Genomic DNA, 26,080 nt, shown 5'->3' on the forward strand with positions numbered 1-26,080 from the left:
GGACGGGCCCTCGTTCGCGTACGCGTCGGGGTCAGCGCCCGAAGAGGATGTCCTGCACGTCCTTGAGCGCGGCGTCGACCTCGGCCTCGAAGTAGCCGCCAGGCACCAGGCCGAACCGGAGCGTGTCCAGATCCTTCGGGTCGACAGGCATCGGGTTGCGGCGCTGCATGCCGCCGAGCAGGGTCTCGAAGAATCGGTCCACCTGGTCCGGGTCGTACCCGCTGCCGAACCGGCGCACCTGGAAGCTGCGGCGGATCTGGTCGACCCGGTACAGGTCGCTGCCGGGCGGGCCGGCCATCGGCGGACCGACCATCGGAGGACCGGCCACGGCGGGCGGGCCAGCCATCGGCGGGCCACCCATGCCCTGCTGCGGCATCGGGGGCGGGCCGACCGGGCCACGGCGCAGGTCGCGCAGGTCCCGTTCGGGCATCCGGATCTCGGCGGTCATGTCCGCCCGGCCGTGCCGACCGGCCTCGAAGCCGTCGAAGCGGGGCTCCTCCGGCGGGTAACCGCCGCCGGGCCCACGCTGGTCATCGGGTGGACCGTAACCGCCAGGCCCACGCTTGTCGTCGGGCGGACCGAAGCCGCCGGGCATGCGCTGGTCGTCGGGCGGGCCGTACCCGCCAGGCCCACGCTGGTCGTCGGGCGGGCCGTACCCGCCGGGCCCACGCTGGTCATCGGGCGGGCCGTACCCGCCGGGCCCACGCTGGTCATCGGGCGGACCGTACCCGCCCGGACCGGCCGGCAGGCCGCGCGGCGGGACGCCGTGGCCACCCATCGGACCACCCGGCCCCATCGGAGGAGGGCCGCCGGGGCCGCGCTGCGCGTCGTAGCCGCCGCGGGGGGCGTCGTACCCGCCGGCGAAGGCGCCGGTGGGCTCGTCGTACCGGCCGTAGCGGTCGGCGGGCGGACCGGCCTGCGCGGGCATCGGCCGGGGCGGCATCGGCTGCGGAACCATGCCCCCACGGTCGTCACGCAGCGGCGGGCCCATCCGGTCCGGCGGACCCAACCGGTCAGCCATCCGAGGGTCACCACCGCGCCCGGCGCTCGTGCGCTCCTCCAGCTCGGCCAGCTGTCGCTCGACCCGGTCCAGGTGCAGGTCGACCTGCCACTCGTCGTAGCCGTTGAACCGGACCCGGAAGACGACGTCGTGGACCTCCTGGGAGGCCACCGGCGCACCCACCTGCCGGCCGTCGAGCGTCGCCTCCACCCGGTCGAGGAAGGCATCCACCTCGTCGACCTTGTATCCCCGGCGGAGCGCCTTGCGCCGGAAACGCTGACCCTGACTCGCCACTATGTCTCCTGGTCTCGTTCGCCACGCCCGGTCACGCCGGTGCCTCTCCGGCGCGGTCGGTGAAGGTGTCGGTGTCCTCGGCGGCGGCGAGCTGGCCACACGCGCCGTCGATCTCGCGGCCCCGGGTGTCCCGTACGGTGGTGGACACTCCCGCGTCACGCAAGCGCCGGACGAACTCCCGCTCGACCGGCTTCGGGCTCGCGTCCCAGCGGCTGCCCGGCGTCGGATTGAGCGGGATGAGGTTCACGTGCGCCAACTTGCCGGCCAACAGCCGCCCGAGCAGGTCAGCTCGCCACGGCTGGTCGTTCACGTCCTTGATCATTGCGTATTCGATCGACACACGACGACCCGTCCGGGCGGCGTAGTCCCACGCTGCGTCCAGCACCTCGGCTACCTTCCAGCGCTGGTTCACCGGCACGAGTTCGTCGCGCAGATCATCATCGGGCGCGTGCAACGACAACGCAAGGGTCACAGAGAGGTCTTCGCTGGCCAGTCGGCGGATGGCCGGAACCAGGCCGACAGTGGAGACGGTGATGTGCCGCTGGGACAGGCCCAGGCCCTCCGGAGCGGGGCTGACCAGCCGACGGATCGCCGCGATGACCCTGTTGTAGTTGGCCAGCGGCTCGCCCATGCCCATGAACACGACGTGCGACAGCCGCGGCGGTGAACCGGCGACCGCACCGGACGCCGCCACCCCGGCCAGGTAGACCGCCTGGTCGACGATCTCCGCCGTGGACAGGTTGCGGGTCAGCCCGGCCTGGCCGGTGGCGCAGAACGGGCAGGCCATGCCGCACCCCGCCTGGCTGGAGATGCAGACCGTGACCCGGTCCGGATAGCCCATCAGCACGCTCTCCACGAGCGCACCGTCGTGCAGCTTCCAGAGCGCCTTGCGGGTCGCGCCGTCGTCACAGGCCAGCTCACGCACCGGGTTGAGCAGCGTGGGCAGCAGCTGGTCGGCAAGCCGCTCACGCGTCGCCGCGGGAAGGTCGGTCATCGCCTGCGGGTCGCGAACCAGCCGCCCGAAGTAGTGGTTGGAGATCTGCTTGGCACGGAAGGCGGGCTCACCGAGCCCGGCGACAAGCGCCTGGCGGCCGGCCAGGTCCAGGTCGGCGAGGTGCTGCGGTGGCATGGAGGCCCGGCGTGCGGCGGGGGCGTCCGACAGGGCGGGGATCAACGGCAGGCTCGTCATGGCTGGTCCAGTGTGTCACGCCTCCGGCGCCGGGCACCCCTCCGGAGGCGTGGAACCGGCCCCGGCCGCCGGTCGGGAACGCTCGGGCCACGGTGATCCATGCCTCACCCCACCACCGGCACGAAGATCGCCAACAGCAGGTACGCGGTCGGCACCGCGAACAGGATCGAGTCCAGCCGGTCCATCAGGCCACCGTGCCCGGGCAGCAGGTTGCTCATGTCCTTGACCCCGAGGTCCCGCTTGATCATCGATTCGGCGAGATCGCCGAGGACCGCCGCGCAGGAGACCGCCACCCCGAAGACGGCACCCCACCAGGGAGCCACCTCGAACATCAGCCACAGCAGCAGGGCACTGCCCAGCGCCGCCGCGGTGACCGAGCCGGCGAAACCCTCCCAGGACTTCTTCGGGCTGATCGACGGTGCCATCGGGTGGCGGCCGAAGGAGACGCCTGCCGCATACCCGCCGGTGTCGGAGAGGACCACCGCGATCAGCGTGGCCAGGATGCGCAACCGGCCGTCGTCGGGGGCCGCCGCCAGCAACGCCGCGAAACCGCCGAGGAACGGCACGTAGACCGCGATCAGGGTGGCCGCGGTGAGATCCCGCTGGAAGCCGGCCGGGCCGTCGCCCAACCGCCAGATCATCGTGCCCAGGACGGTGACCAGCAGGCCCAGGCTGAGGGCGTCCGGGCCAGCGAACCACGCCAGCCCGATGGTCAGCACGCCACCGGCGAGCAGCGGCACCAGCGGCGGGTGGGCGCCGCTGCGGCGGACCGCCCGGGCCATCTCCCAGATGCCTACCGCGATGGCGGCGGCGATCACCGGCAGGAACGCAAGCGGGTAGAAGACCAGCGGAACCACGATCAGCGCGCCGAGGCCGAGCCCGACCCCGATCGCCGCCGGCAGGTTCCGGCCGGCCCGCCCGGTGCCCACCTGCTGGGTCGCCGGCCGGTCGAGGCTGGCCCGTCGCCGGCCCCTCGGCCGCCGTCCGGTCGGCGGCTCCGGCTCGGTCACCGGGTCATCGTCCGGCAGGATCTCGGCGCCGATGGGCGCGAGCTGCGCGGTCGGGTAACCGGCATCGTCGTCGAAGCGCGGCGGAACGTCACGGTCGTCGAAACGCGACGGCGCGTCACGGTCGTCGTAGCGCGGCGGAACGTCGCGGTCGTCGAAACGCGATGGCGCGTCACGGTCGTCGAAACGCGGCGGCGCGTCGCGGTCGTCGTAACGCTGGGCAGCGCCGGGGTCGGCGTAGTGCGCCGGGGCGTCGCCCGCTGGCGGGCGGTCGCCGTAGCGGCCGGGGCCACCACGGTCGTCGTACCGGTCGGGCTGGTTCCGATCGTCGTCGTAGCGGTCCCGGTCGGTGAAACGGTCGCGCCGGTCCCGGTCGTCCGGACGAACCGCCCGGCCACGCTCGTCGTACGGGTCTGCCGGGTACGGCTCCGCGTACGGGCGGGTGCGTGGCTCGGCGTACAACTCGGGCCCGACGGCCGGACGGCGGCTCCACTGGCCCGCCTCAAGCTCCTGCTCGGGCCAGGGCAGGGCGACCGGGCGCTCCGGCCGGTCCCAGCCGCGCGGTTCGTCGGTGTAGGGGTCGGGGTGGGACATCACGCACCGCGACGCGGCACGAGTACCACCACATGACGCAAGACCACAAGCATCCCCTACACGCGCGACTGTGTTCCTCCGGCTCGACCGCCCCGACGGTCGGTCGATTCCCGGTGCGCACCGCCCGGTGGCCGGGAATCCTGCCGAGCCTACTGCACCCGCCGCCGGGGCGAGGCGGACGATGGCGCCCCTGACCGTCGGGGCCCCGGCGGCGCACCGACGCCTATCCGACCGTGCATCCGGGCGAACAGGGGATGACCCGCGCTGCCCATCGATGGTCGGCTGTCGGTGTGCCGGCGTCCGCCGGCGGTTTCCGCACCACAGCGGGGAAGGAGCGTTCGTGCGCAGAATCAGCCTGGCGATGTTGACGATTGTCGCCCTCGTCCTGACGGCGGCCACACCGGCCACCGCGGCGACGCGGCACGCCAGCATCAGGATCGACCACCGCACCAGCGAGATCTACCTGTACGACGGAAGCCCCGACGGGACCGGGCCGGCGTACCCGGCCGCCATCGCCCGGGGGGAGGTGCGCAACTGCCCGACCGGCGTGTACTTCCTGTCGGCGTCGCTTATCCAGGACGGCCTGCCGACCTACTGGGCCACCGGCGGCCTCGGCGCCGGCGAGATCGTCTGCGACGGCGGCACCGCCAGCATCTCGATGGGCTTCTACCGGGGTGGCCCGGTGCTGCACCCGGGTCGGGCCACCGTGCGCTTCGAGCTGCACGACGCGTACGTCGGAACGACCCTGACCGAGACGACCCGTACCGTCCGGATCCCCCGCTGACGCTCGAACGGCACGAGGCCCGTCCCCGGATCGGGGGCGGGCCTCACGTCGGCTGCTGCGCACCCGGCGAACGCCGGGTGCGGCCTCAGACCTCCAACAGCTCGGTCTCCTTGTGCTTGACCAGGTCGTCGATGCTGGCGACGTAGCGCTGCGTCAGGTCGTCCAGCTCCTTCTCGGCGCGGCGGCCGTCGTCCTCGCCGGCCTCGCCGTCCTTGACGATCCGGTCCAGCTCCTCCTTGCCACGGCGGCGGACGTTGCGGATGGCCACCTTGGCCTCCTCGCCCTTGTTCCTGGCCACCTTGATCATGTCGCGGCGGCGCTCCTCGGTCATCTGCGGGAGCAGGATGCGCAGCTGGTTGCCCTCGTTGTTCGGGTTCACCCCGAGGTCCGAGTCGCGGATCGCCTTCTCCATCGCGTTGATCTGCGAGTTGTCGTACGGCTTGATGACGGCCATCCGCGGCTCGGGCACCGCGATCGACGCCATCTGGGTCAGCGGCGTGGGCGTGCCGTAGTAGTCGATGATGACCTTGGAGAACATGGCGGCGTTGGCGCGACCGGTACGGATGGCGCCGAACTCCTCCTTGGCGTGCTCAACCGCACGCTCCATCTTCTCCTCGGCCTCGAGGAGGGTGTCGTCGATCACCGGTCTCCTCGCCTCCTTCTGTGCTCGTCGTGGGCTCTGCTGAAAGTCGTCAGGACCGCCGCGGCCGTCGCCCGGGGCGGGGCGGGCTCAGGCGGTGATCAGGGTGCCGATCTTGTCGCCACCCACCGCGCGGATGATGGTGTCGTCACCCTGCGCGCCGAAGACCAACATCGGCAGGCCGTTCTCCATGCAGAGGCTGAACGCTGCGGCGTCGGCCACCCGCAGGTTGCGGCGCAGCACCTCGGAGAAGGTGATCGAGTCGAGCTTGCTGGCGGTGGGGTCGATCCGCGGATCGGCGGTGTAGACGCCGTCCACGCCGTTCTTGCTCATCAGCACCACGTCGGCCCGGATCTCCAGCGCCCGCTGGGCGGCCACGGTGTCGGTGGAGAAGTACGGCATGCCCGCGCCGGCGCCGAAGATGACCACACGGCCCTTCTCCAGGTGCCGGATCGCCCGCAGCGGGATGTACGGCTCGGCGACCTGGGCCATCGTGATGGCGCTCTGCACCCGGGTCTCGATGCCCTCCTTCTCCAGGAAGTCCTGCAGCGCGAGGCAGTTCATCACGGTGCCGAGCATGCCCATGTAGTCGGCGCGAGCGCGGTCCATCCCGCGCTTCTGCAGCTCCGCGCCACGGAAGAAGTTGCCCCCGCCGACCACCACGGAGACCTGCACGCCGCGGCGGACCACTGTGGCGATCTGCCGGGCGATGGCCTGCACGACGTCCGGATCGACGCCTATCGCGCCACCGCCGAACACCTCACCCGAGAGCTTCAGCACCACCCGGCGGGCCCGCCCCGGCGGCGGCGCCGTCGGATCGTCCACCGCCAGCGTCCGGTCACTCACAACCTGCGTCATCCGCCCCGCCTTCCCCCACGCGCACGCCCCGCGCGACGCGTTACCGCGAACCTGCCGCTGCCGACCCTATGTGACGAGGAGGCCGCGGTGCCTGTCACGTACACCGGCGGCCTCCTCGTCGACGTCTCCTGCCCACGGGCGCGCGGCGCCCGGTGGCGGCTCAGGCCTGGCCGACCTCGAACCGCACGAAGCGGGTGACCTCGATGCCGGCCTCGGCCAGCATCTGCTTCACAGTCTTCTTGTTGTCAGCCACGGACGCCTGCTCGACGAGGACGTAGTCCTTGAAGAAGGAGTTCACCCGACCGTCGACGATCTTCGGCAGGGCCGCCTCGGGCTTGTTCTCCTCGCGGGCGGTCTGCTCGGCGATGCGCCGCTCGGACTCGACGACCTCGGCCGGAACCTCGTCCCGGGTGAGGTACTTCGGCCGCATCGCGGCGATCTGCATGGCGACGCCACGGGCGTCGGCGTCGCCCGCCTCGTCGGACTTGCCGGTGTACGACACCAGCACGCCGACGGCAGGCGGCAGGTCCTGGGCCTTGCGGTGCAGGTAGACCGCTGTGGTGCCCTCGACCTTGGCGAACCGGTTGAGCACCAGCTTCTCGCCGATCTTGGCGGACTGCTCCTGGATCAGGTCCGCGACGACCTTGCCGTCGAGCTCGGAGGCGAGCAGCTCCTCGGCGCTGTTCACGCCGGAACGCTCGCCGTGCTCCACCAACTGCTGGGCCAGCGCGATGAACGACTCGGTCTTGGCGACGAAGTCGGTCTCGCAGTTGAGCTCGAGCAGCGCCTTGCCGGAGTGGGCGACCAGGCCGTTGGCGGCCGTACGGCCGGCCCGCTTGCCGACGTCCTTGGCGCCCTTGACGCGCAGGATCTCGATGGCCTTGTCGAAGTCGCCCTCGGCCTCGGTCAGCGCCTTCTTGCTGTCCATCATGCCGGCGCCGGTGAGGTCGCGGAGCTTCTTGACGTCCGCGGCGGTGATTTGGGACATGGCTCTCTCTTCGGTGTTGAGACGGCGTGTGGATGGTCAGAGGTGCCGGTTACCCGGATCCGGGCGGATCGTGCCCGGCGTACCGCCGCTGCCCGCCGTTCGCGAAAACGGACGGCGGGCAGCGGCGGTGCGGGTCACTCCGCGGTGGCGGCCGCCGGCTGCTCGGTGGCGGCCTGCGCCGGCTGCTCCGGGGTGGCGGGCTGCTCGGTGGCCGGCTGCTCGGTGGCGGGCTGCTCGGCGGCGGCAGCGGCCGGCTGCTCGGCCGGGGCGGCCGACTCGTCGGCCTTCTTCGGCTCCAGCAGCTCGCGCTCCCACTCGGTCAGCGGCTCGTCGCTCGCGACACCCTCGGGCTTCTCGTCGTTGCCCCGGCGACGGCCGGAACGCGCGATGAGACCGTCCGCGACGGCGGCCGCGACGACCTTGGTCAGCAGCTCGGCCGAGCGGATCGCGTCGTCGTTACCCGGGATCGGGAAGTCGACCTCGTCCGGGTCACAGTTGGTGTCGAGGACGGCGATCACCGGGATGCCCAGCTTGCGGGCCTCGTCGACGGCGATGTGCTCCTTCTTGGTGTCGACGATCCAGACCGCGGCCGGCAGCTTCTGCATGTCCCGCAGACCACCAAGCGTGCGGGTCAGCTTGATCTTCTCGCGGGAGAGCTGCAGGGTCTCCTTCTTGGTGTAACCGGCGGCGGTGCCGCTGAGGTCACCAAGACCCTCCAGCTCCTTCATCCGCTGGAGCCGCTTGTACACCGTCTGGAAGTTGGTCAGCATGCCACCGAGCCAGCGGTGGTTGACGTACGGCTGACCGACCCGGGTCGCCTGCTCGGCGATGGCCTCCTGGGCCTGCTTCTTGGTGCCGACGAAGAGGATGCTGCCACCCTCCGCGACGGTCCCACGCACGAACTCGTACGCCTTCTCGATGTAGTCGAGAGTCTGGCGCAGGTCGATGATGTAGATGCCGTTGCGCTCGGTCATGATGAAGCGCTTCATCTTCGGGTTCCAGCGCCGGGTCTGGTGCCCGAAGTGGACACCGCTCTCCAGCAGCTGACGCATGGTCACGACGGCCATGGGTGGGGTACTCCTCAAGATCCCTGGTTGTCACGCCCGGCCGGTGGCCGGGCGTCCTGGCGCCTGGTCGCCGGCCCATGGTGGGCCCGATCAAGATCGGGACCAGGGAGGCCGTCGCTCCACGACGATTCGTGAAGAGGGCGCGCGAGGTCGACCGCGCGAGGCGGTCGCCAGTTGGCCAGTGTACGCCCCTTCCCCGCCCCCCGACCTCCGGGTACGCGCGGGCGGGGTGGCGACGCGGGGATCAGCCGACCGGGTCGGCTGCGCTGGGTCTGCCGCGCGGGGATCAGCCGGCGGGTCGGCTGCGCGGGGATCAGCCGGCGGGTCGGCTGCGCGGGGATCAGCCGGCGGCGAGGGCGGCGGCGACGAAGAGCACCAGGCCGACGGTCAGGTACGCCGTCGGAGGGCGCAGCCAGCCCCGTCCGCTGTCGGAGAGCGCCAGTCCGCCGGTTCTGAGCCCGTACAGCCCCGATGCGAAGATCGGCAGCCCGGCGACCAGGCAGATGCCCACCACGACGTTACCGGCGTCCAGCGGGTCGCCGGTGACGCCCGCCAGCAGCACCCGCAGCGCCGGGACCTCGAAGATCAACGCCAGCAGGGCGAAGAGCGCGGCCAGCGCCGGGCGGCGGGTCCGGTAGACACCGTCGGCCGCCTGGGGGTACGCCGGCGGCTCGCCGACGGACAGGTCGGGACGGGGGCCGATCCCCGGCATCGGACCGGTCGGCATCTCCAGCGGGTGCGGCTGGTCCCCGCCACCCCGGGTCGGCTCGATGATCGGGTAGCCGGCGAGCGGGGCGGGCCGGGTCGGGTCGGCGAGCACCCCGGCCGCCGGCCCGGCGTCTGCGGTGGCCGCTGGCGGGGTGTCCCGGAGGGCCGCTGGCCCGGCGTCTCGGGCCGTTCCCGGCGTGGCCGTGCTCAGCGACTCTCGGGCGGCTCGGCGGCCGGGCAGCTCACCGGAGATCTCCGAAGGGTCCCGATCCGCCCTGCGCGAGCGGGTCGCCCGGTAACCGTCCCCTTCCGCACGCGCGTCACCCAGCGGGTCTACCGCGCCGAAGCGTCCCGAGTCGGGCTCGCTGCCGCCGAACCTCCCCACTGGGGCCTCGACGGCGCCGAACCGCCCGGAGTCCGGCTCGGGCCGGCCCACGTCCAGCGCGCTCAAACGGCCCGGGTCCGGCTCGGGCCGGCCCACGTCCAGCGCGCTGAGACGGCCCGAGTCCGGCTCGGGCGCACTGCCGAAGCGGCCCGCGTCGATCGCGCCGAAGCGGCCCGAGCCTGGCTCCGGCGTACCGCCGAATCGCCCCGGATCCGGCTCCCGGCGTCGGCCGACGCCGGTGTCCTCGACGGATCGGCCGTCGTCGCTCCCGCGCTGCTCGGGGATCTCGCCGTCCCGGTATCGCGGCTCACCCGCACCGCGCCACTCGGAATCGCCGTAACCGCGAGCCCGCTCGTCGGGGTACCAGCGCGACTCCTGATCTTCCGGAAAGCTCCGTCGTCCGTCCACGTCAGGCACCGTATGCGACAGGCCACGCCCGCGCCATTTCAGCCTGCCCGGCCGCCCGCCGACCGCCCGGAAGCGTGGAGCACGAGTTGCGCTCGGATAGCGCTGCGGCGCGGCGGTCCCTTGATCAGGTGATGAAAAGTAGGTCCGCAGCGGTCCTGACACCTGTTTCTCATCACCTGATCAAGACGGGCCCCATCTGGAGCGCGGCCAGCCCGTGCTGCCGGCCGCGGTCGGAGGCTCACGCGCACCTAGCACAGCGCGGGCTTGATCGTCCGGTTGTCCACAGGAGGCCCTTCGTCCACAGCCGGGCCGTCGCGGGGTCGCGACGCGCGCACCCGGACGGGCACCGTCGCGGCCATGACGAAGCGGAACCAGGCGGTCGGAGCGTACGGCGAGCGGTGTGCCGCCCAGCACCTGAGCGAGGCGGGGCTACGCCCGATCGTCCGGAACTGGCGCTGCCCGCAGGGCGAGATCGACATCATCGCCTGGGACGGGCCGGTCCTCGCGTTCTGCGAGGTGAAGACGCGCCGGGGCGACGTGTTCGGCACACCGGCCGAGGCCGTCGTACCGGCCAAGGCCCGTCGCCTGCGCGGGCTCGCCGCGCGCTGGCTCGCCGAGACCGGCACGAGCGCCGACGAGGTGCGGTTCGACGTGCTGTCGGTACGACTGCCCGACGCCGGTCCCGCGCAGGTCGACCACCTGAAGGGCGCGTTCTGAGATGCGCCGCCGACGGATCGGTGACTCCCCATGAGCTACGCGAAGGTGCTCTGCGTGGGGCTGGTCGGCGTCACCGGCCACCTCGTCGAGGTCGAGGCGGATCTGGCCGCCGGCCTGCCGGCCGTGGTGATCTCCGGTCTCCCGGACACCGCCCTGCACGAGGCCCGCGACCGGGTCCGGGCCGCCGTCGTCAACTCCGGCCAACGCTGGCCGAACCGGCGGATCACGCTGAACCTGCTGCCCGCGACGCTGCCGAAGTTCGGCTCGGCGTTCGACCTGGCCATCGCCGCCGCGCTGCTGGGCGGCTCGGGTGAGCTGCCGCTGCTTCCGCTGGACGGGGTCGTGGTCCTCGGCGAGCTGGGCCTGGACGGCACGGTCCGGCCGGTGCGCGGGGTGCTGCCCATGGTCGCCGCCGCGGCCAGGGCCGGCGTCGAGCGGGTCATCGTGCCGACCGGCAACGCCGCCGAGGCCGCGGTCATCCCCGGCGTACGGGTGCGGGCCGTGGACACGCTGCACCGGCTGGTCGCCTTCGTACGCGACGGCAGTCCGCTGATCGAACCACCGGCGGACGCCCCGGCACCGGCTCCCGTCGGCCCCGACCTCGCCGAGGTCGCCGGGCAGGCGCTGGGCCGGCGGGCGCTGGAGGTCGCCGCAGCGGGTGGGCATCACATCGCGCTGCTCGGCCCTCCGGGTGCCGGCAAGACGATGCTTGCCGAGCGGCTGCCGTCCCTCCTGCCCGAGCTGGACGACGACGCGGCGCTCGAGGTGACCGCGCTGCACTCGGTCGCCGGGCTGCTGCCGCCGGGCGGTCGACTGCTACGCCGCCCGCCGTTCCAGGCACCTCACCACACGGCGACAGTCCCGTCGCTCGTCGGCGGCGGTTCCGGGCTGGCCCGCCCCGGCGCGGTGTCCCTGGCCCACCGTGGGGTGCTCTTCCTGGACGAGGCGCCGGAGTTCAGCAAGGGCGCGCTTGAGGCGCTGCGCCAGCCACTGGAGCACGGTCGCATCCTGCTGAGCCGCAGCGGGGGCGGCACCGAGTACCCGGCCCGTACCCAACTGGTGCTGGCCGCCAATCCGTGCCCCTGCGCGAAGCCGTCCGGCGACGCGTACTGCGAGTGCTCACCGCTGGCCCGCCGCCGCTACCTGGGCCGGCTCTCCGGGCCGCTGCTCGACCGGATCGACGTGCAGGTGCGGCTGATGCCCGTGCGGGCGGCGGAGCTGATGGCGTCCGACGGCGACGCCGAGTCCTCGGCCACTGTCGCCGCCCGGGTCGCTGCGGCCCGCCGCGCGGCGGCCACCCGCTGGGCCGGCCTGGGGCGGCGACTCAACGCCGAGGTGGACGGCCCGCTCCTGCGCCGCCCGCCGTGGCGGCTACCGGCGCTGGTCACCGCCGAGCTGCGCGGCCGACTCGACTCCGGGTCGCTCTCGGCGCGGGGCTTCGACCGGGTGATCCGGATGGCCTGGACCATCGCGGACCTGGACGGCCGGGACCGGCCGGACCGCGAGGACGTACGAGAGGCGATCCAACTACGGACAGGGGAGGCGGCGTGAGCGCCAATGAGGAGAGCAGGCTGGCCCGGGTGGCGTTGACCTGGTTGGCCGAGCCGGGCACCCGGGCGGTGCACCAGTTGGTCGACCGACTGGGTCCGGTGGCGACACTGGATCTGTTGCTCGACGGCGGCAGCCCCGATGGCTGGCTGCACAGCACGGTGGCCGCCCGTTCGGCCGCCGGTGACGCGCGAGCGTTCGCCGCCGAGGCGTTGGCGAGGGCCGACCGGCTCGGCGCCCGCCTGGTCACCCCGGACGACGAGGAGTGGCCGGCCCGGGTGGCCGGCCTGAAGACGCTCCGGTTGCCGGACGCCACCCGCCGGGTAGACGTTGAGACCGCGCCCCCGCTCTGCTTCTGGGTACGCGGGGCCTGGCCGCTGGGCGAGGCGCTGGAGCGCTCGGTGGCGGTGGTCGGCGCGCGGGCGGCCACCGGTTACGGCCAGCACGTCGCGACTGACCTGGGGTACGGGCTGGCCGAGCGGGACTGGACAGTGGTCTCCGGCGGCGCGTTCGGCATCGACGCCGCAGCCCACCGGGGCGCCCTCAACGCGGGTGGGCTGACCGTCGCGGTGCTTGCCTGCGGGGTGGACCGGCCGTATCCCGTGGGCAACACCGCGCTCTTCGACCGGATCGCCGACACCGGGTTGCTGGTGAGCGAGTGGCCACCCGGCGCCGAGCCGCTACGCCCCCGGTTCCTGATCCGCAACCGGGTCATCGCCGGGGGCACCCTCGGCACCGTCGTGGTGGAGGCGTCGGCGCGCAGCGGCGCGACGCAGACCGCCCGACGGGCCATCCACACCGGGCGGGTCGCGATGGTCGTGCCCGGGCCGGTGACCTCGGCGATGTCCGTCGGCGCGCACGAGTTGCTACGCGAGTGCTCCAAGGCGCGGCTGGTCACCGGGGTGGCACACGTGCTCGAGGAGGTGGGCCGGATCGGCGCGGACCTGGCCCCGCTGGCCCGTGGCCCGCAACGGCCGACCGACGCGTTGGACGACGACGCCCGATCTGTGCTGGAGGCGTTGCCTCGCCGGGGCGTACGGGGTGTGGACGCGCTCGCCGCCCGCGCCGGCCTGAACGTGCGTACCGCGCTGCGCAAGCTGTCGTTGCTTGAGGAGCTGTCCATGGTGGTGCGCCGCGACGACGGTTACGCCCTCGCCCCGACCACCAAATCGAAGGGCGGCGCGTGAGCGGTCACGGGTGGCGACACCGATGCTGGCGTGGCCGGCGGTGCGAAGCTCTCGGCCGTACGCTGGTGCCGTGCCATCTGTCAGTGAGGGTGCAGCCACCACGACGCCGCCATCGGCGCGGCGGCCGTGAGCCGGTCCGGCCGGGGCACCCGGACGACCCACCAGGAGCTGCCGCCGGCGCTGCGGGACGCGGTCGACGACTTCGCCGAGCACCTCGCCCGGGTCCACAACCGGTCGGCGCACACCGTCCGCGCGTACGTCACCGATGTGGTCGCGTTGCTCGACCACGCCGTGCGGATGGGCTGCCTGGAGCTGGCCGAGCTGGACCTCTCGGTGCTGCGGAGCTGGCTGGCCCGGCAGCGGACGACGGGTGCCGCCCGTACGTCGCTCGCCCGTCGGGCCGCCTCGGCACGGGCGTTCAGCGCGTGGGCGCACCGCGCCGGGCTGCTCCCCGCCGACGTGGGCGCTGCACTGGCCAGCCCTCGTGCACACCGGGAGCTGCCAGGCGTCCTTCGCGCCGACCAGGCCGCCGCCCTGATGGAGGCACCGGCCCGACAACCGACGACCGACGACCGCACCACCGCGACGGAAACGGCCGCACACGACACCACCACGGCGGGTGCGGCCCCTGACGGGGCAGCGACGGGAGCCACCGTCGACGCGGCGGATGCGGCAGCCGCCGAGGCGGTGCTGTTGCGCGACCGGGTTCTGCTGGAGCTGCTCTATGCGACAGGTGTGCGGGTCAGCGAGGCGTGCGGGCTGGACGTCGGAGACGTCGACCACGGCCGCCGGGTGATCCGGGTGTTCGGCAAGGGCGGGCGGGAGCGTGCGGTGCCCTACGGGGTGCCCGCCCAGCGGGCGCTTGACGACTGGCTGCGCCGGGGCCGACGGGTGCTGTCCGGCGCCCGCTCCGGCGACGCGCTGCTGCTCGGGGCTCGCGGTGGCCGGCTCAACCCGACGACCGCGCGACAGATCGTCGGTGGGTACGCCGAGACGGCCGGCCTTCCCCGTACCAGCCCGCACGGGCTGCGCCACTCCGCCGCCACCCATCTGCTGGAGGGCGGCGCCGACCTGCGCGCCGTGCAGGAGCTGCTCGGCCACTCGTCGCTGGCCAGCACGCAGATCTACACCCACGTCTCGGTGGAACGGTTGCGCGCCGCCTACCGGCAGGCACACCCCCGCGCCTGATCGAGGGCCGAGAGGCCGGCCGGCTCGACGGTTACGATCATCAGGTGAGCGTCCCGCAGCCCCCCGAGCCGATCCCGGGCGCCCGCCTGCTCTTCTCCCTGGACCCGGCGGTCAGCCACCTCAACCACGGCTCGTTCGGCGCGGTGCCGATCGGCGTGCAGCGAGCCCAGCAGCGGCTGCGCGACGAGATGGAGGCCAACCCGCTGCGCTTCTTCACCCAGGGGCTCGTCGACCGGATCGCGCACACCCGCCGGCACCTCGCCGGCTTCCTGGGCGCCGACCCGGACGGCAGCGCGCTGATCGGCAACACCACCACGGGCGTCGCCGTGGTGCTCCAGTCGGTGGGTCTGCAACCCGGTGACGAGGTGCTCAGCACCGACCACGGGTACGGGGCGGTGAGCCTCGCCATCCAGCGGGAGTGCCGCCGCACCGGCGCGGTCAGCCGCGTCCTGCCCATCCCGCTGGCCGCCACCGACGAGCAGATCGTGCAGACCATCCGGGCCGGCCTGCGCCCGGGGCGGACGCGGCTGCTCGTCGTCGACCAGCTCACCTCCGCCACCGCCCGGCTCTTCCCGACCGCCGCCATCGTCGGGGTGGCCCACGAGAACGGCGTGCCCGTCCTGGTGGACGCGGCACACGCCCCGGGCATGCTGGCCACTCCGGTGAGCAGCATCGGCGCGGATTTCTGGGCGGGCAACCTGCACAAGTGGGGCTACGCCCCGCGGGGCACCGCGCTGCTGGCGGTGGCCCCACAGTGGCGGGAGCGAATCGAGCCGCTGGTGGTCTCGTGGGAGCAGGAATCCGGCTTCCCGGCCCGGGTCGAATGGCAGGCCACCCTCGACTACACCTCCTGGTTGGCCGCCCCGGCGGGCCTGTTCACGCTGCGCAGCCTCGGCGTCGACGTGGTGCGGGCGCACAACGCGGCGCTCGCGGCGTACGGCCAGCGGGTGGTGGGGGACGCTCTGGGCGTGGCACCCGCCGATCTGCCCGACCCGGGCGGGCCGGGGGTGGCTCTCCGTCTCATCCCGCTGCCGCCCGGCACGGGCACCACGATCGACGCGGCGCGGGCGTTGCAGGCGCGGATCGGTGAGCGGCTCGCCGCGGAGGTCGCGGTGATGAGCTGGAACGGCCGGGGGTGGCTGCGGCTCACCGGCCAGGTCTACAACGCCGCCGACGAGTACGAACGGCTGGCCGTGCGGCTGCCGGCGCTGCTCGCCCAACGCTGACCCGATCCCGCCGCACCGAGCGGGAGCAGGCGCACCGGGCCGAGGCCGAGCAGGGCCAGCGGGTCGAGGTACTCCTCCCCCCGCCGCAGGCCCCAGTGCAGGCACGCCTCGGCCGGGCAACCCGGATGCCCGGACAGCAGCTCGCCCAGCGGCGTGCCGGCGGTGACCGGCTGGCCGGGGCGTACGGCGGGTTGGACCGGCTCGTGGGTGGTCCGCAGCCCGTCGGCGTGCCCCACGGTGACGACCTGTCGACCGGCCACCAGGCCGGCGAAGAGCACGGTGCCCGGCCCGGCGCTGCGGACCACAGTTCCGGCCGGGGCGGCCAGGTCGACGCCACGGTGGCCCGGCAGCCACGGTAGGGGCGGCGGGTCGAACCGGCGCACCGGGCGAGGCGGCCCGTCGACCGGCCAGCGGAACCGCCCGGCGGACACGGGATCGGCGAGCACCTCGGCGAGCGGGACGGTCCGGGCCGCGACCGGGATGGTGGGCGTCGGTGGTTGGCCGGGCACCGCCGCGACCAGTACCGCCAGCCCGCAGAGCTGGACGGTGAGTGCCAGCGGGAGCGCGGCGCAGAGCAGCAGCGTGCGGCAGATCGAACGGACTGATGCTTGTCGCATGACGGCAGCCTCCGGCCGAGGCCGGGTGGTCCGCCAGCCCCACCGTCCGAGCTGTGGACAACCGGAGGTGCTGTGGACGACCACCCAACGGTCTCGGTGATCTGTTATGTGGGCGCTGTCCCCGGCCCGCCGCCCGCCGGAACAGCTCACCACCACCGGGCCGCCGTCCAGGGCCTAGGCTGGCCGGGTACGGCGGACGCCGCCGTCTGCGCCGGGGAGGCCACGCATGACCACTGTCGATGACCGGGGGCCGAGGGTGGCCGACGTGAGCGGCCCGTCGCGGCTCGCCGAGCCCGACGAGGCGATCAGCGCCGACGAGCTGCAGCTCGCCGCACGCAACCACGGCCTTCCGCTGGAGGCGCTGCGCTACGACGTCACCCCGGCCGGGCTGCACTACCTGCTGATCCACTACGACATTCCGGAGTTGGATCCGGGGGCCCACGCGTTGACAGTCGCCGGCGCGGTCGACCGACCGCTGACAGTCACCCTGGCCGACCTGCGCGAGCGCCCCCGGGTCAGCCACCGGGTCACCCTGGAGTGCGCCGGCAACGGCCGGGCTCTGCTGCACCCCCGGCCGGTGAGCCAGCCCTGGCTGGTCGAGGCGGTCGGCAACGCCGAGTGGACCGGTACCCCGCTGGCGCCACTGTTGCGCGAGGCGGGCCTGGGCGCGGACGCGGTCGACGTGGTCTTCACCGGCGCCGACCACGGCGTCGAGCGCGGTGTCGAGCAGGACTACCAGCGGGCGCTGCCGGTGGCTGACGCGCTGCGCGAGGAGGTGCTGCTGGCGTACGAGATGAACGGCGCTCCCCTGCTGCCGCAGCACGGCGCCCCGCTGCGGCTGATCGTGCCGGGCTGGTACGGCATGGCGCACGTGAAGTGGCTGCACTCGATCGAGATCCGGACGGAGCCGTTCGAGGGCTACCAGAACGCGGTGGCGTACCGGCTGCGTCGCGACGCCGACGACCCGGGCGTGGCTGTCACCCGGATCGAGCCGCGCGCGCTGGTCCGCCCGCCGGGCTTTCCCGACTTCATGACGCGCCGCCGGGTGCTGCCGCCGGGACCGTGCACTCTGGACGGCCGGGCCTGGTCGGGGCACGCGCCGGTGGTCGCGGTGGAGGTGAGCGTCGACGGTGGGGCGAGTTGGGCGCCGGCCGAGCTGGACCCGGCGACGGGCGGGGAGTTCGCCTGGCGGCGGTGGCGGCACGAGTGGACGGCGACGCCGGGCCGGTACGTGCTCAGCGCGCGGGCGACCGACGCGTCCGGGCGGACCCAGCCGGTCGAGCAGCCGTGGAACCGCGGCGGCTTCGCCAACAACCTGGTGCAGCGCGTCGAGGTCGTGGTGCCGGCCGAGTGACAGGTGTGGTGGGCCGCGCCACGGATGGGGGGGCCGTGGCGTGGTCGAGTGTCGTCAGCCGCCGAAGCCGGAGTCGGCGGGCAGCGAGATGTCGGGCTTCTCCAGCTCCTCGACGTTGACGTCCTTGAAGGTCATCACTCGGACGTTCTTCACGAAGCGGGCAGGACGATACATGTCCCACACCCAGGCGTCGTGCATCTCGACCTCGAAGTAGACCTCGCCGTCGGAGTTGCGCACGTGCAGGTCGACCTGGTTGGCCAGGTAGAACCGGCGCTCCGTCTCCACCACGTAGGAGAACTGGCGGACAATGTCGCGGTACTCCCGGTAGAGCTGCAGCTCCATCTCGGTCTCGTACTTCTCGAGATCTTCCGCGCTCATCGCACTCCGCCTTCCATGACCACATCTTCCCCCACCGGCGCCGGAGGCCGAGCCTGCTCGCCCAACGCCACGCCGACGGTACCCCCTGACGCCCAGGAGCGCTCCATCGGCTCGTCCGACGCCGTGCCGACGGGCCGTCGGGCGCGCGGCGGTCGGCCGTCGCGGCCGGAGACGGCGGCGACATTGACGTACGAGAAGCGGTGCTCCCGACACGGCCCGTGCTCCCGCAGCGCCGCGCTGTGCTCCGGGGTGATGTAGCCCTTGTGCTCGGCGAAGCCGTACGACGGGAACACCCCGTCCAGCTCCACCATGATCCGGTCCCGGGTGACCTTGGCGAGCACGCTTGCCGCCGCCACACACGCGGCCACCCGGTCGCCCTTCCACACCGCCAGCCCCGGCACGCCGAGACCGTCCACGCCGAAGCCGTCGGTGAGCACGTAGTCCGGTCGGGTGGTGAGCGAGGCGAGCGCCCGGCGCATCGCGGCCAGGTTGCACACGTGCAGCCCCCGGGCGTCGACCTCGTCGGCCGGGATGACCACCACGGCGTACGCCAGGGCGCGGTCCACGACCTCGGCGTACACCCGCTCCCGGCTGGCCGGGGTGAGCAGCTTGGAGTCGGCCAGCCCGTCGATCTCGCCGCGTCGCCCCTCCGGCAGCACCGCCGCGGCGGCGACGAGTGGGCCGGCGCACGCGCCCCGGCCGGCCTCGTCGGCGCCCGCCACGTGCCGGAAGCCGCGCCGTTGCAGCGCCCGTTCCAGCGCGTACAGGCCAGCCTCGCGGCGCACGACGGTGCGCGGCGGGGTCAGCACGACGCCTCGGCGGCCGGCGGCAGGTGCCGGGCCAGCAGGTCGGGCAGCTCCGCCGGGTAGTACCTGTCGCCGCTGGCGGCCAACTCGGCCGGCAGCCACCAGCGGTGACCGGCGATGCTGCGCTGCTCGACATCGGTGAAGCCGACGGTGTCGACCTGCCACGACGGCACCCGGAGCAGGAAGAAGTCCTGCTCCTGGCGGTACCAGCCGCCGTCGAACGGAAACTCGGTCGTGTCGGACCAGACGGGCTCGCCCAGGTCGGCGGGAGCGACCCGCAGCCCCGTCTCCTCGGCCAGCTCCCGTGCCGCGCCGGACGCCGGGGACTCCGCCTCGTCGAGCCCGCCGCCCGGAGTGAACCAGTAGCGGTGCTCGGGGCGGGCCGGGTCGAAGCCCCGGAACAGCAGGACCCGGCCGGCCGCGTCGACGAGCAGCACCCGGGCCGCGCGTCGAGGGGTGTAGACGGTCACCGCACCAGCCTGCCAGACGTGCGGCCGATCGCCCATGCCCCCGCCGGTTCTACGGCTTGGGAATGCCGTCGAACCCGTCGGGCACCGTCAGCCAGGTGGCCCGGTTGACGGGCCAGAAGACTGTGAACGCCCGCCCGACGACCTCGCCCTCGGGAATCGTGGCCTCGGTGATGTTCTGCCCGGACTGCTGCCAGTGCTCCAACGAGTCACCCGAGGCCGACCGGTGGTCACCCATCACCCACAGCCGACCCTTCGGCACGGTGATGTCGAACTCCTGGTCGGCAGGCTTGTCCTGGACCCCGTCCATCGAGAAGATGTACGGCTCGTCGAGCGACTTACCGTTGATCATCAGGCGTTCCTGCGCGTCGCAGCAGACCACGTGGTCGCCGCCGACACCGATCACCCGCTTGATGAAGTCCTCACCGTCGGGGTTGCCGCTCCACTCGGTGGGCGCCTTGAACACGACCACCTCGCCGCGGTGCGGCGACCGGAAGTCGTAGACCAGCTTGTTGACCAACACCCGGTCATCGATCTTGAGAGTGTTCTCCATGGACGGGGAGGGGATGAAGAAGGTCTGCAGCACGAAGGCGCGGACCAGCACCGCGACCAGGATCGCCACACCCAGCAGGATCGGCAGCTCCTTCCAGAAGGAGCTGCGCGGCTTGTCGGTCTGCTCGTCAATCACGCCAAGGAGCCTACGTTGCCGGACCGGACGGCACCGTCCGGAACGCGCGGGAACCCCTCAGCGCGACCACCAACGGGAGAATCAGCAGCACACCGCCCTGCGGGGACGGCCGGACCGGCGGCGCACCGGAGGAGGCCGTAGCCGGCGCGGCCACGTCGTCGAAGGTCGACGGCACCGACAGCGCGGCCCAACGCGACGACGGCCAGACCACCATGAACGCCCGGCCGACCACGTTGTCGATCGGCACCGGCCCCTGGCAGCGCGCGTCCTGGGAGACCTCACGGTGATCGCCCATCACGAAGATCTGACCCGGGGGTACGACCACCTCGTCGAACCGTCGGGAGCGGCACTCCTGCGGGTTCGGTGGCAGATCCAGTGGGGAGTCGCGCAGCACGTACGGCTCGTCGAGCGGGGTGCCGTTCACGGTGACCCGGCCCTGGGAGTCGCAGCACTTCACCCGGTCACCGGGCAGGCCGATCACCCGCTTGATGAAGTCCTTCTCACCGGGGCGGCTCACCCCGACCAGGTCCCCGACGGTACGGGCGACCTTGCCGGCGAACCCGGGCTCCGGCTGCTGGTCGACCTGCGGCGCCCAGCGGTCGGTGCCCCGGAACACCACCACCTCGCCGCGCACCGGGTCACGGACGTCGTAGACGACCTTGTTGACGAGCACCCGGTCGCCGATCAGGAGGGTGTCCTCCATCGAACCGGACGGGATGAAGAACGCCTGGAGCAGGAACGTGCGGATCAGCACCGCGAGGCAGAACGCCACCACCAGCAGCAGTGGAAGCTCCTGCCAGAGGGGCATCTGGCGGCGGCCACGGCGAACCCGCCGGCGCCACGGATCGACGGTGCCGTCCTCGTCAAGCGTCTGCACCACGCCACTCCCCGGTCCGCAGAAACACCACCGCCCGGGAGCCTCGTCGAGGCTCCACGGGCGGATGTGCACGGCTGCCCGCCACGTAGGCGGGGCCGCCGTCTGGCTGCGCCCGTACGACCAGGGTAGTGCGGTCTGGTCGGTACGGCATACGCGCAGCTCAGGCGGCGTGGCGAGCGGGAAGTCAGCTGGGCTGCTTCTCCCGCTTCTCCTTGATCTTGGCCTTCTTGCCGCGCAGCTCGCGCAGGTAGTAGAGCTTGGCGCGACGCACGTCACCGCGGGTCACGATCTCGATCCGGTCGATGCCCGGGCCGTTGAGCGGGTAGGTCCGCTCGACACCGACACCGAAGCTGACCTTGCGGACCGAGAAGGTCTCGCGCAGACCGTCACCCTGGCGGCGGATCACGACGCCCTGGAAGATCTGGACACGGGACCGGTTGCCCTCGACGACCCGCGCGTGCACCTTGACGGTGTCACCGGCACGGAAGTCGGGAAGGTCGGTCCGCTTCGACTGGGCGTCAAGGGCGTCCAGGATGTTCATCGCTGCGTCCTCGTAAGGCTCACGGCGCACCGTCACTCGGTGCGCGGGTGGGTGATTCTGATTCCCGGGTGGTGGTCGGCAGGCCGACCCCGGTCGGGGATCCTCGCAGCCGCCCGCGGGCGCGGACGGATGCGGCAACCCCCCTACTTTGCCACATCCCCCGGCGGCGGCTGAAATCCGGCCCGCTCCAGCGCCGCGATGTCCCGTTTGTCGAGCCGCTCGGGCGGCAGCGCGGCCAGCAGGTCCGGGCGCTGGGCCGCGGTCCGCAGCAGCCCCTCCTCGCGCCGCCAGCGCGCGATCTTGCCGTGGTCGCCGGAGCGGAGCACCTCCGGGACGTCGTGCCCCCGCCAGCTCGGCGGCTTCGTGTAGATCGGGGCCTCCAGCAGCCCGTGCGCGTGCGACTCCTCGTCCAGCGAGCCCGCGTTGCCCAGCACCCCGGGCAGCAGCCGGGTGACCGCCTCCAGGATGACCAGCACGGCGACCTCGCCGCCGAAGAGCACGTAGTCGCCGAGCGACACCTCGGTGACAGGCATCCGGGTGGCGGCGTGCGCCAACACCCGCTGGTCGATCCCCTCGTACCGGCCGCAGGCGAAGAGCAGGTGCGGCTCGGCGGCCAGCTCGTGCGCCATGGCCTGGGTGAACGGGACACCCGCCGGGGACGGCACGAGCAGCCGGGGCGGCGGGGCCTCGGCCGGCGCGAGCGCGTCCAGCGCCGCACCCCACGGCTCGGGGCGCATCACCATGCCCGGGCCGCCGCCGTAGGGCGTGTCGTCGACAGTGCGGTGCACGTCGTGGGTCCAGGACCGCAGGTCGTGCACGGCGAGCTGGAGTACGCCATTGGCCCGGGCACGACCGATCAGCGACAGGTCAAGCGGGGCGAAGTACTCCGGAAAGATCGACACGACGTCGACGCGCATGCGGGGTGGTCCTAAAGATCGAGCAGTCCGGCCGGCGGGTCGACGATCACGCGTCCACCGGCCAGGTCGACCTCCGGGACGATCGCCCGGACGAACGGGATCAGCGCGGTGCGCCCCTCGGGGCGCCGCAGCACCAACAGGTCGGACGACGGCGCGTGGTCGATGCGGGCGACCTCGCCCAACTGCTCGCCGGCCGGGGTGACCACGGCCAGACCCACCAACTGGTGGTCGTGGAACTCCTCCGGGTCGTCCGGGGGCGCCACGTCGACGCTGTCCACCACGAGCAGCGTCCCGCGCAGCGCCTCGGCGGTGTTGCGGTCCGGGATGCCCTCGAACGCGATAAGCACCCGACCCTGGTGGAAGCGGGCTTCCTCGATGGTCAGCGTCGCGGGAACCCGGAACGGCACCCCGGGCTCGTCGGTGGTGGGAGGGGGTGTCGCCCCCGGCTCGGTGCGCAGCACCGCACCGGGGGCGAACCGTGCTTCGGGTTCGTCGGTCCGCACTTCCACGGTGACCTCACCGCGGACACCGTGCGGCTTGCCGATCCTTCCGACGACGAGCTGCATCAGTACGAGTCGACGATGTCGACGCGTACTCCGCGCCCGCCGATGGAGCCGATCACCTGACGCAGCGCCTTGGCGGTCCGGCCGGACCGCCCGATCACCGTGCCGAGGTCCTCGGGGTGCACGCGGACTTCAAGCCGCTTGCCCCGACGGGAATCGACAAGCCGGACCCGGACGTCATCCGGGTGGTCGACGATGCCCTTGACCAGGTGCTCCAACGCCGGACGCAGAGGCATGTCAGGCCTGCTCACCGGCGTCGGCAGCGGGGGTCTCGGCCGGAGCCTCGGTCGCCGGAGCGGCCTCGGCCTTCGGGGCCTCGGCCGGAGCCTCGGCAGCCTTGGCGGCCTTCTTGGCCGGCTTGGCCGGGGTCTCCGGGGCGAGCCCGGCGGCGGCCTTCGCCTCGGCCTCGTACGCGGCCTTGCGGTCGACCCGCTCGGCCTTGACCTTCAGCGGCGGCGGGGCCGGCAGGCCCTTGTACTTCTGCCAGTCACCGGTCAGCTCCAGCAGCCGCTGCACCGCCTCGCTCGGCTGAGCGCCGACGGACAGCCAGTACTGGACCCGCTCCGACTTGACCTCGATGATCGAGGGGTCTTCCTTGGGCTGGTAAACCCCGACGAACTCGATCGCCCGGCCGTCGCGCTTGGTGCGCGAGTCGGCGACGACGATGCGGTACTGCGGGTTGCGGATCTTGCCCATCCGCAGGAGCCGGATCTTTACGGCCACAGTTGTTTCGCTCCTGTTGCGATCTCACCAGCCCGCTGTGGGCGGTGTGCGTGGGTGAGCGCCGACCGGACCCGTGGGGTTGGGCCGGAGACTACTCGGTGGACTAGCGACGTGCCCGGGTTAGAGGGCGCCGGACGCGCGCCGGATACCAGCGACCCATTCTGCCAGATCCGACGCCGATGTCTCGCATCGGACCCGGACACCGCGCCGCAGGTGACCCGGGACACCTCTCAGCGCACCGGCGGGCGGTCCCACCCGGGCGGAAGTTCGTCCGGTACGTCCCACTCCGCCGGCGGGGTGAAATCGCACCAGGTGCCGTCGAACGGGAACTCACCCGCCTCGGCGAGCGCGATCACCCGCTCCCCCTCGGCGCGGACCGCCTTCTCGTCGGTCACCCAGTAGTCCTCCGGAAAGGCGAGACGCTCGACGAACTCGTCCTCGTCCTTCCACTGCCAGGTGCGGTCCGGGGCGACCACCACGTCCAGGTCCTGGTCGACCACGTCGACGCCGGCCACCGGCCCGTCGTCCCAGCGGACGCCGGGCTCCTCCAGATTGACGTACCAGTGGCTGAACCGGCCCGCCGCGTCGCGGAACCACCAGACGGAGTGCGCGGCCCCGGTGGGCAGGAACTTCAGCAGCGGTGGGCCGTTCCAGCGCCCCTGCGCGAGCTGGTACGTCGGCGTGATCCAGTCGGCGAACGGCAGCCCTCGCATGGTCAGACCGACCCCGTTCACCTCGTGCGCCACCGGCGAACCCTCGGCGACCCAGAGCAGCAGCCCCCGATCGTCGTCGAGGACGACACGCGCCGGCCGGACCCACCCGATCCGCCCCCGCCGCACGTTCCGGTGCAGGATCAGCCGACCCGGCTCGAAGCGGTCGACAGTCACCTCAGTAGGCGCGGGCGAGGATGGCGACCAGGTCGGACTCGTCCTCCGAGTCCGGTACCGAGCCGTCGGCGCGCAGCAGGCAGCGCACCGTCACGCCCTGGCCGTTCGCCTCCGCCTCGCCGGCCACGCCGACAGCCGACCACGGCACCCGCGCCCAGCCGGTCGCGGCCGCCTCGATCGCCTCCGCGAGGGTGGCGACCTCCACCGTGCGCGACAACCGGTGGGCGAGCGCCTGGTCGTGCAGCACCTGCTGGTCGGCCTCCAGCGCCTCGAGCACCGCGCCGACCACGTCGGCCACCGGCGTCGGGGACTTCGACCCGTCGGTACGGCGGACCACAGTCGCGTTGCCCACGGCCAGGTCGCGGGGACCGACCTCGACGCGTACCGGATAGCCGCGCAGCTCGGCGTCGACGGCCCGGCGGCCGAACGCGGTGTCGGTCCGGTCGTCGAGCGCGACCCGGACACCGGCGTCGCGCAGGCCGTCGCGCAGCTTGGCCGCCGCCTCCGCGACGCCCTCGCCGTCCTTGACGATCATGATGTACGCCTGGATGGGGGCCAGCCTCGGCGGCACCCGCAGGCCGCTGTCGTCGCCGTGCGCCATGATCAGGCCGCCGAGCATCCGGGTCGACGTGCCCCAGGAGGTCGTCCACGCGTGCTCGCGGCCGCCCTCCTTGGCGGAGTAGCTGATGTCGAACGCCTTGGCGAAGTTCTGACCCAGCTCGTGGCTGGTGCCCAACTGCAGCGCCTTGCCGTCGCCCATCATGCCTTCGCAGGTGTACGTGGCAGTCGCCCCGGCGAAGCGCTCACGGGTCGTCTTCAGGCCCACCACCACCGGAATGCCGAGCACGTTGACCATCAGATCCTCGTACGCCTCGTGCAGGATCCGCCGCGCGTAGGCGCGGGCGTCCTCGCGGGTGGCGTGCGCGGTGTGCCCCTCCTGCCAGAGGAACTCGCTGGTCCGCAGGAAGATCCGCGGACGCAGCTCCCACCGGACCACGTTGGCCCACTGGTTGAGCAGCAGCGGCAGGTCCCGGTACGAGTCGATCCACTTGGCCATGAACTCGCCGATCACCGTCTCGCTGGTGGGTCGCACCACCACCGGCTCGGCGAGCTTCTTGCCGCCACCGTGGGTGACCACCGCCAACTCCGGCGAGAAGCCCTCGACGTGCTGGGCCTCACGCTTGAGGTAGCTCTCCGGGATGAACAGCGGGAAGTACGCGTTCTCCGCGCCGGCCGCCTTGATCCGGGCGTCCATCTCGAGCTGCATGCGCTCCCAGATGGCGTAGCCAGCCGGTCGGATGACCATGGTGCCGCGGACCGGGCCGTTGTCGGCCAGCTTCGCCTTGGCGATCAGGTCCTGGTACCAGCGGGGGAAGTCCTCCGCACGGGGAGTGAGCACGCGTGCCATGACCGCACATCCTATGCGCCACGCGGGGCGCCGCCGCGCCCGGGAGTCGCCACGCCGCGCGAAGCG

The 26,080-nt window shown here is 72.8% G+C and carries 28 protein-coding genes; 7 read left to right on the forward strand and 21 right to left on the reverse strand.

Translation table 11 applies throughout. From position 1 onward, the window contains the following. Positions 1-31: 31 nt before the first annotated feature. From OOJ91_RS33205 to OOJ91_RS33215, 3 genes are all read right to left on the reverse strand, one after another. A complete protein-coding gene (locus tag OOJ91_RS33205; RefSeq protein WP_266251328.1) occupies positions 32-1,294 on the reverse strand; it encodes a DivIVA domain-containing protein in 1,263 nt (420 codons plus the stop codon). 31 nt (positions 1,295-1,325) lie between these two features. Next, on the reverse strand, positions 1,326-2,483 hold the full coding sequence (gene rlmN, locus OOJ91_RS33210) for a 23S rRNA (adenine(2503)-C(2))-methyltransferase RlmN (protein ID WP_007456589.1): 1,158 nt from the start codon (positions 2,481-2,483) through the stop codon (positions 1,326-1,328). Positions 2,484-2,587: 104 nt separating this feature from the next. After that, the gene (locus OOJ91_RS33215) at positions 2,588-4,084 is read right to left on the reverse strand and encodes a phosphatidate cytidylyltransferase (RefSeq protein ID WP_266251331.1); all 1,497 of its coding nucleotides are present in this window, start codon (positions 4,082-4,084) and stop codon (positions 2,588-2,590) included. A gap of 340 nt (positions 4,085-4,424) precedes the next feature. Here OOJ91_RS33215 and OOJ91_RS33220 point away from each other — a divergent pair, with 340 nt between their 5' ends. Further along, entirely contained in the window at positions 4,425-4,868 is a 444-nt protein-coding gene (locus OOJ91_RS33220; protein ID WP_266251333.1) for a hypothetical protein, read from the forward strand. Positions 4,869-4,953: 85 nt separating this feature from the next. On the opposite strand, the gene frr is transcribed toward OOJ91_RS33220, so the two are convergent. From frr to OOJ91_RS33245, 5 genes are all read right to left on the reverse strand, one after another. Further along, the gene (gene frr / locus OOJ91_RS33225) at positions 4,954-5,511 is read right to left on the reverse strand and encodes a ribosome recycling factor (protein ID WP_266251335.1); all 558 of its coding nucleotides are present in this window, start codon (positions 5,509-5,511) and stop codon (positions 4,954-4,956) included. An 87-nt stretch (positions 5,512-5,598) separates the two neighbouring features. Then, entirely contained in the window at positions 5,599-6,366 is a 768-nt protein-coding gene (gene pyrH, locus OOJ91_RS33230) for a UMP kinase (protein WP_151490294.1), read from the reverse strand. A gap of 160 nt (positions 6,367-6,526) precedes the next feature. Beyond that, on the reverse strand, positions 6,527-7,354 hold the full coding sequence (gene tsf, locus OOJ91_RS33235) for a translation elongation factor Ts (protein ID WP_266251337.1): 828 nt from the start codon (positions 7,352-7,354) through the stop codon (positions 6,527-6,529). Between the two features lie 134 nt (positions 7,355-7,488). Then, on the reverse strand, positions 7,489-8,421 hold the full coding sequence (gene rpsB, locus OOJ91_RS33240) for a 30S ribosomal protein S2 (RefSeq protein WP_266251338.1): 933 nt from the start codon (positions 8,419-8,421) through the stop codon (positions 7,489-7,491). 340 nt (positions 8,422-8,761) lie between these two features. Then, positions 8,762-9,922: a hypothetical protein gene (locus OOJ91_RS33245; RefSeq protein ID WP_266251340.1), complete on the reverse strand. Its 1,161-nt coding sequence runs from the start codon at positions 9,920-9,922 to the stop codon at positions 8,762-8,764. A gap of 357 nt (positions 9,923-10,279) precedes the next feature. Between OOJ91_RS33245 and OOJ91_RS33250 the strand changes: the two genes are divergently transcribed. From OOJ91_RS33250 to OOJ91_RS33270, 5 genes are all read left to right on the forward strand, one after another. Beyond that, a complete protein-coding gene (locus tag OOJ91_RS33250; RefSeq protein ID WP_266251342.1) occupies positions 10,280-10,639 on the forward strand; it encodes a YraN family protein in 360 nt (119 codons plus the stop codon). Positions 10,640-10,669: 30 nt separating this feature from the next. Then, positions 10,670-12,190, forward strand: a complete 1,521-nt coding sequence (locus OOJ91_RS33255; protein ID WP_266251344.1) for a YifB family Mg chelatase-like AAA ATPase — start codon at positions 10,670-10,672, stop codon at positions 12,188-12,190. Continuing rightward, positions 12,100-13,374: a DNA-processing protein DprA gene (gene dprA / locus OOJ91_RS33260; RefSeq protein ID WP_439117162.1), complete on the forward strand. Its 1,275-nt coding sequence runs from the start codon at positions 12,100-12,102 to the stop codon at positions 13,372-13,374. The genes OOJ91_RS33255 and dprA overlap by 91 nt, the downstream gene beginning before the upstream one ends. Positions 13,375-13,500: 126 nt before the next feature. Next, positions 13,501-14,562: a tyrosine recombinase XerC gene (locus OOJ91_RS33265; protein ID WP_266251347.1), complete on the forward strand. Its 1,062-nt coding sequence runs from the start codon at positions 13,501-13,503 to the stop codon at positions 14,560-14,562. Between the two features lie 44 nt (positions 14,563-14,606). Further along, complete coding sequence (locus tag OOJ91_RS33270) at positions 14,607-15,788, forward strand: aminotransferase class V-fold PLP-dependent enzyme (RefSeq protein WP_266251348.1); 1,182 nt, start codon at positions 14,607-14,609, stop codon at positions 15,786-15,788. Here the strand turns inward: OOJ91_RS33270 and OOJ91_RS33275 are convergent. Continuing rightward, a complete protein-coding gene (locus OOJ91_RS33275; protein ID WP_266251350.1) occupies positions 15,722-16,405 on the reverse strand; it encodes a murein hydrolase activator EnvC family protein in 684 nt (227 codons plus the stop codon). The genes OOJ91_RS33270 and OOJ91_RS33275 overlap by 67 nt on opposite strands. 226 nt (positions 16,406-16,631) lie before the next feature. Here OOJ91_RS33275 and OOJ91_RS33280 point away from each other — a divergent pair, with 226 nt between their 5' ends. Continuing rightward, a complete protein-coding gene (locus tag OOJ91_RS33280) occupies positions 16,632-17,759 on the forward strand; it encodes a sulfite oxidase (RefSeq protein ID WP_266251352.1) in 1,128 nt (375 codons plus the stop codon). A gap of 54 nt (positions 17,760-17,813) precedes the next feature. Here OOJ91_RS33280 and OOJ91_RS33285 read toward each other — a convergent pair whose 3' ends face one another. The 12 genes from OOJ91_RS33285 to proS all read right to left on the reverse strand — a co-directional run bounded on the left by OOJ91_RS33285 (position 17,814) and on the right by proS (position 26,014). Beyond that, positions 17,814-18,137, reverse strand: a complete 324-nt coding sequence (locus OOJ91_RS33285; protein WP_007075222.1) for a DUF2469 domain-containing protein — start codon at positions 18,135-18,137, stop codon at positions 17,814-17,816. Continuing rightward, positions 18,134-18,946, reverse strand: a complete 813-nt coding sequence (locus tag OOJ91_RS33290) for a ribonuclease HII (protein WP_266251385.1) — start codon at positions 18,944-18,946, stop codon at positions 18,134-18,136. Before OOJ91_RS33290 ends, OOJ91_RS33285 begins: the two co-directional genes overlap by 4 nt. After that, positions 18,940-19,413, reverse strand: a complete 474-nt coding sequence (locus tag OOJ91_RS33295; protein WP_266251388.1) for an NUDIX hydrolase — start codon at positions 19,411-19,413, stop codon at positions 18,940-18,942. The genes OOJ91_RS33290 and OOJ91_RS33295 overlap by 7 nt, the downstream gene beginning before the upstream one ends. 49 nt (positions 19,414-19,462) lie before the next feature. Next, entirely contained in the window at positions 19,463-20,098 is a 636-nt protein-coding gene (lepB, locus tag OOJ91_RS33300; protein ID WP_266251391.1) for a signal peptidase I, read from the reverse strand. A 10-nt stretch (positions 20,099-20,108) separates the two neighbouring features. Then, positions 20,109-20,978: a signal peptidase I gene (gene lepB, locus OOJ91_RS33305; protein ID WP_266251393.1), complete on the reverse strand. Its 870-nt coding sequence runs from the start codon at positions 20,976-20,978 to the stop codon at positions 20,109-20,111. A 181-nt stretch (positions 20,979-21,159) separates the two neighbouring features. Next, the gene (gene rplS / locus OOJ91_RS33310) at positions 21,160-21,516 is read right to left on the reverse strand and encodes a 50S ribosomal protein L19 (RefSeq protein ID WP_007456548.1); all 357 of its coding nucleotides are present in this window, start codon (positions 21,514-21,516) and stop codon (positions 21,160-21,162) included. 143 nt (positions 21,517-21,659) lie between these two features. Then, the gene (gene trmD / locus OOJ91_RS33315) at positions 21,660-22,433 is read right to left on the reverse strand and encodes a tRNA (guanosine(37)-N1)-methyltransferase TrmD (protein WP_266251395.1); all 774 of its coding nucleotides are present in this window, start codon (positions 22,431-22,433) and stop codon (positions 21,660-21,662) included. Between the two features lie 11 nt (positions 22,434-22,444). Then, complete coding sequence (gene rimM / locus OOJ91_RS33320; RefSeq protein ID WP_266251397.1) at positions 22,445-22,999, reverse strand: ribosome maturation factor RimM; 555 nt, start codon at positions 22,997-22,999, stop codon at positions 22,445-22,447. Further along, positions 22,999-23,259 (reverse strand): RNA-binding protein, encoded by a 261-nt coding sequence (locus OOJ91_RS33325; protein WP_186718042.1) that lies wholly within the window; start codon positions 23,257-23,259, stop codon positions 22,999-23,001. Before OOJ91_RS33325 ends, rimM begins: the two co-directional genes overlap by 1 nt. After that, the gene (gene rpsP / locus OOJ91_RS33330) at positions 23,234-23,719 is read right to left on the reverse strand and encodes a 30S ribosomal protein S16 (protein ID WP_266251399.1); all 486 of its coding nucleotides are present in this window, start codon (positions 23,717-23,719) and stop codon (positions 23,234-23,236) included. Before rpsP ends, OOJ91_RS33325 begins: the two co-directional genes overlap by 26 nt. Positions 23,720-23,949: 230 nt before the next feature. Continuing rightward, a complete protein-coding gene (locus OOJ91_RS33335) occupies positions 23,950-24,606 on the reverse strand; it encodes a DUF402 domain-containing protein (protein ID WP_323178596.1) in 657 nt (218 codons plus the stop codon). A 1-nt stretch (position 24,607) separates the two neighbouring features. Next, complete coding sequence (proS, locus tag OOJ91_RS33340) at positions 24,608-26,014, reverse strand: proline--tRNA ligase (RefSeq protein ID WP_266251400.1); 1,407 nt, start codon at positions 26,012-26,014, stop codon at positions 24,608-24,610. Positions 26,015-26,080: the final 66 nt, after the last annotated feature.

It is taken from the genome of Micromonospora lupini (assembly GCF_026342015.1).
Taxonomy (GTDB): domain Bacteria; phylum Actinomycetota; class Actinomycetes; order Mycobacteriales; family Micromonosporaceae; genus Micromonospora; species Micromonospora lupini_B.

Excerpts from the sequence above, each read along its gene's own strand:
- rlmN (WP_007456589.1), bottom strand. The coding sequence starts at position 2,483 with ATGACGAGCCTGCCGTTGATCCCCGCCCTGTCGGACGCCCCCGCCGCA.
- OOJ91_RS33215 (WP_266251331.1), bottom strand. The coding sequence starts at position 4,084 with ATGTCCCACCCCGACCCCTACACCGACGAACCGCGCGGCTGGGACCGG.
- pyrH (WP_151490294.1), bottom strand. The coding sequence starts at position 6,366 with ATGACGCAGGTTGTGAGTGACCGGACGCTGGCGGTGGACGATCCGACG.
- tsf (WP_266251337.1), bottom strand. The coding sequence starts at position 7,354 with ATGTCCCAAATCACCGCCGCGGACGTCAAGAAGCTCCGCGACCTCACC.
- rpsB (WP_266251338.1), bottom strand. The coding sequence starts at position 8,421 with ATGGCCGTCGTGACCATGCGTCAGCTGCTGGAGAGCGGTGTCCACTTC.
- OOJ91_RS33250 (WP_266251342.1), top strand. The coding sequence starts at position 10,280 with ATGACGAAGCGGAACCAGGCGGTCGGAGCGTACGGCGAGCGGTGTGCC.
- OOJ91_RS33255 (WP_266251344.1), top strand. The coding sequence starts at position 10,670 with ATGAGCTACGCGAAGGTGCTCTGCGTGGGGCTGGTCGGCGTCACCGGC.
- OOJ91_RS33275 (WP_266251350.1), bottom strand. The coding sequence starts at position 16,405 with ATGCGACAAGCATCAGTCCGTTCGATCTGCCGCACGCTGCTGCTCTGC.
- OOJ91_RS33280 (WP_266251352.1), top strand. The coding sequence starts at position 16,632 with ATGACCACTGTCGATGACCGGGGGCCGAGGGTGGCCGACGTGAGCGGC.
- OOJ91_RS33285 (WP_007075222.1), bottom strand. The coding sequence starts at position 18,137 with ATGAGCGCGGAAGATCTCGAGAAGTACGAGACCGAGATGGAGCTGCAG.
- rplS (WP_007456548.1), bottom strand. The coding sequence starts at position 21,516 with ATGAACATCCTGGACGCCCTTGACGCCCAGTCGAAGCGGACCGACCTT.
- trmD (WP_266251395.1), bottom strand. The coding sequence starts at position 22,433 with ATGCGCGTCGACGTCGTGTCGATCTTTCCGGAGTACTTCGCCCCGCTT.
- rimM (WP_266251397.1), bottom strand. The coding sequence starts at position 22,999 with ATGCAGCTCGTCGTCGGAAGGATCGGCAAGCCGCACGGTGTCCGCGGT.
- proS (WP_266251400.1), bottom strand. The coding sequence starts at position 26,014 with ATGGCACGCGTGCTCACTCCCCGTGCGGAGGACTTCCCCCGCTGGTAC.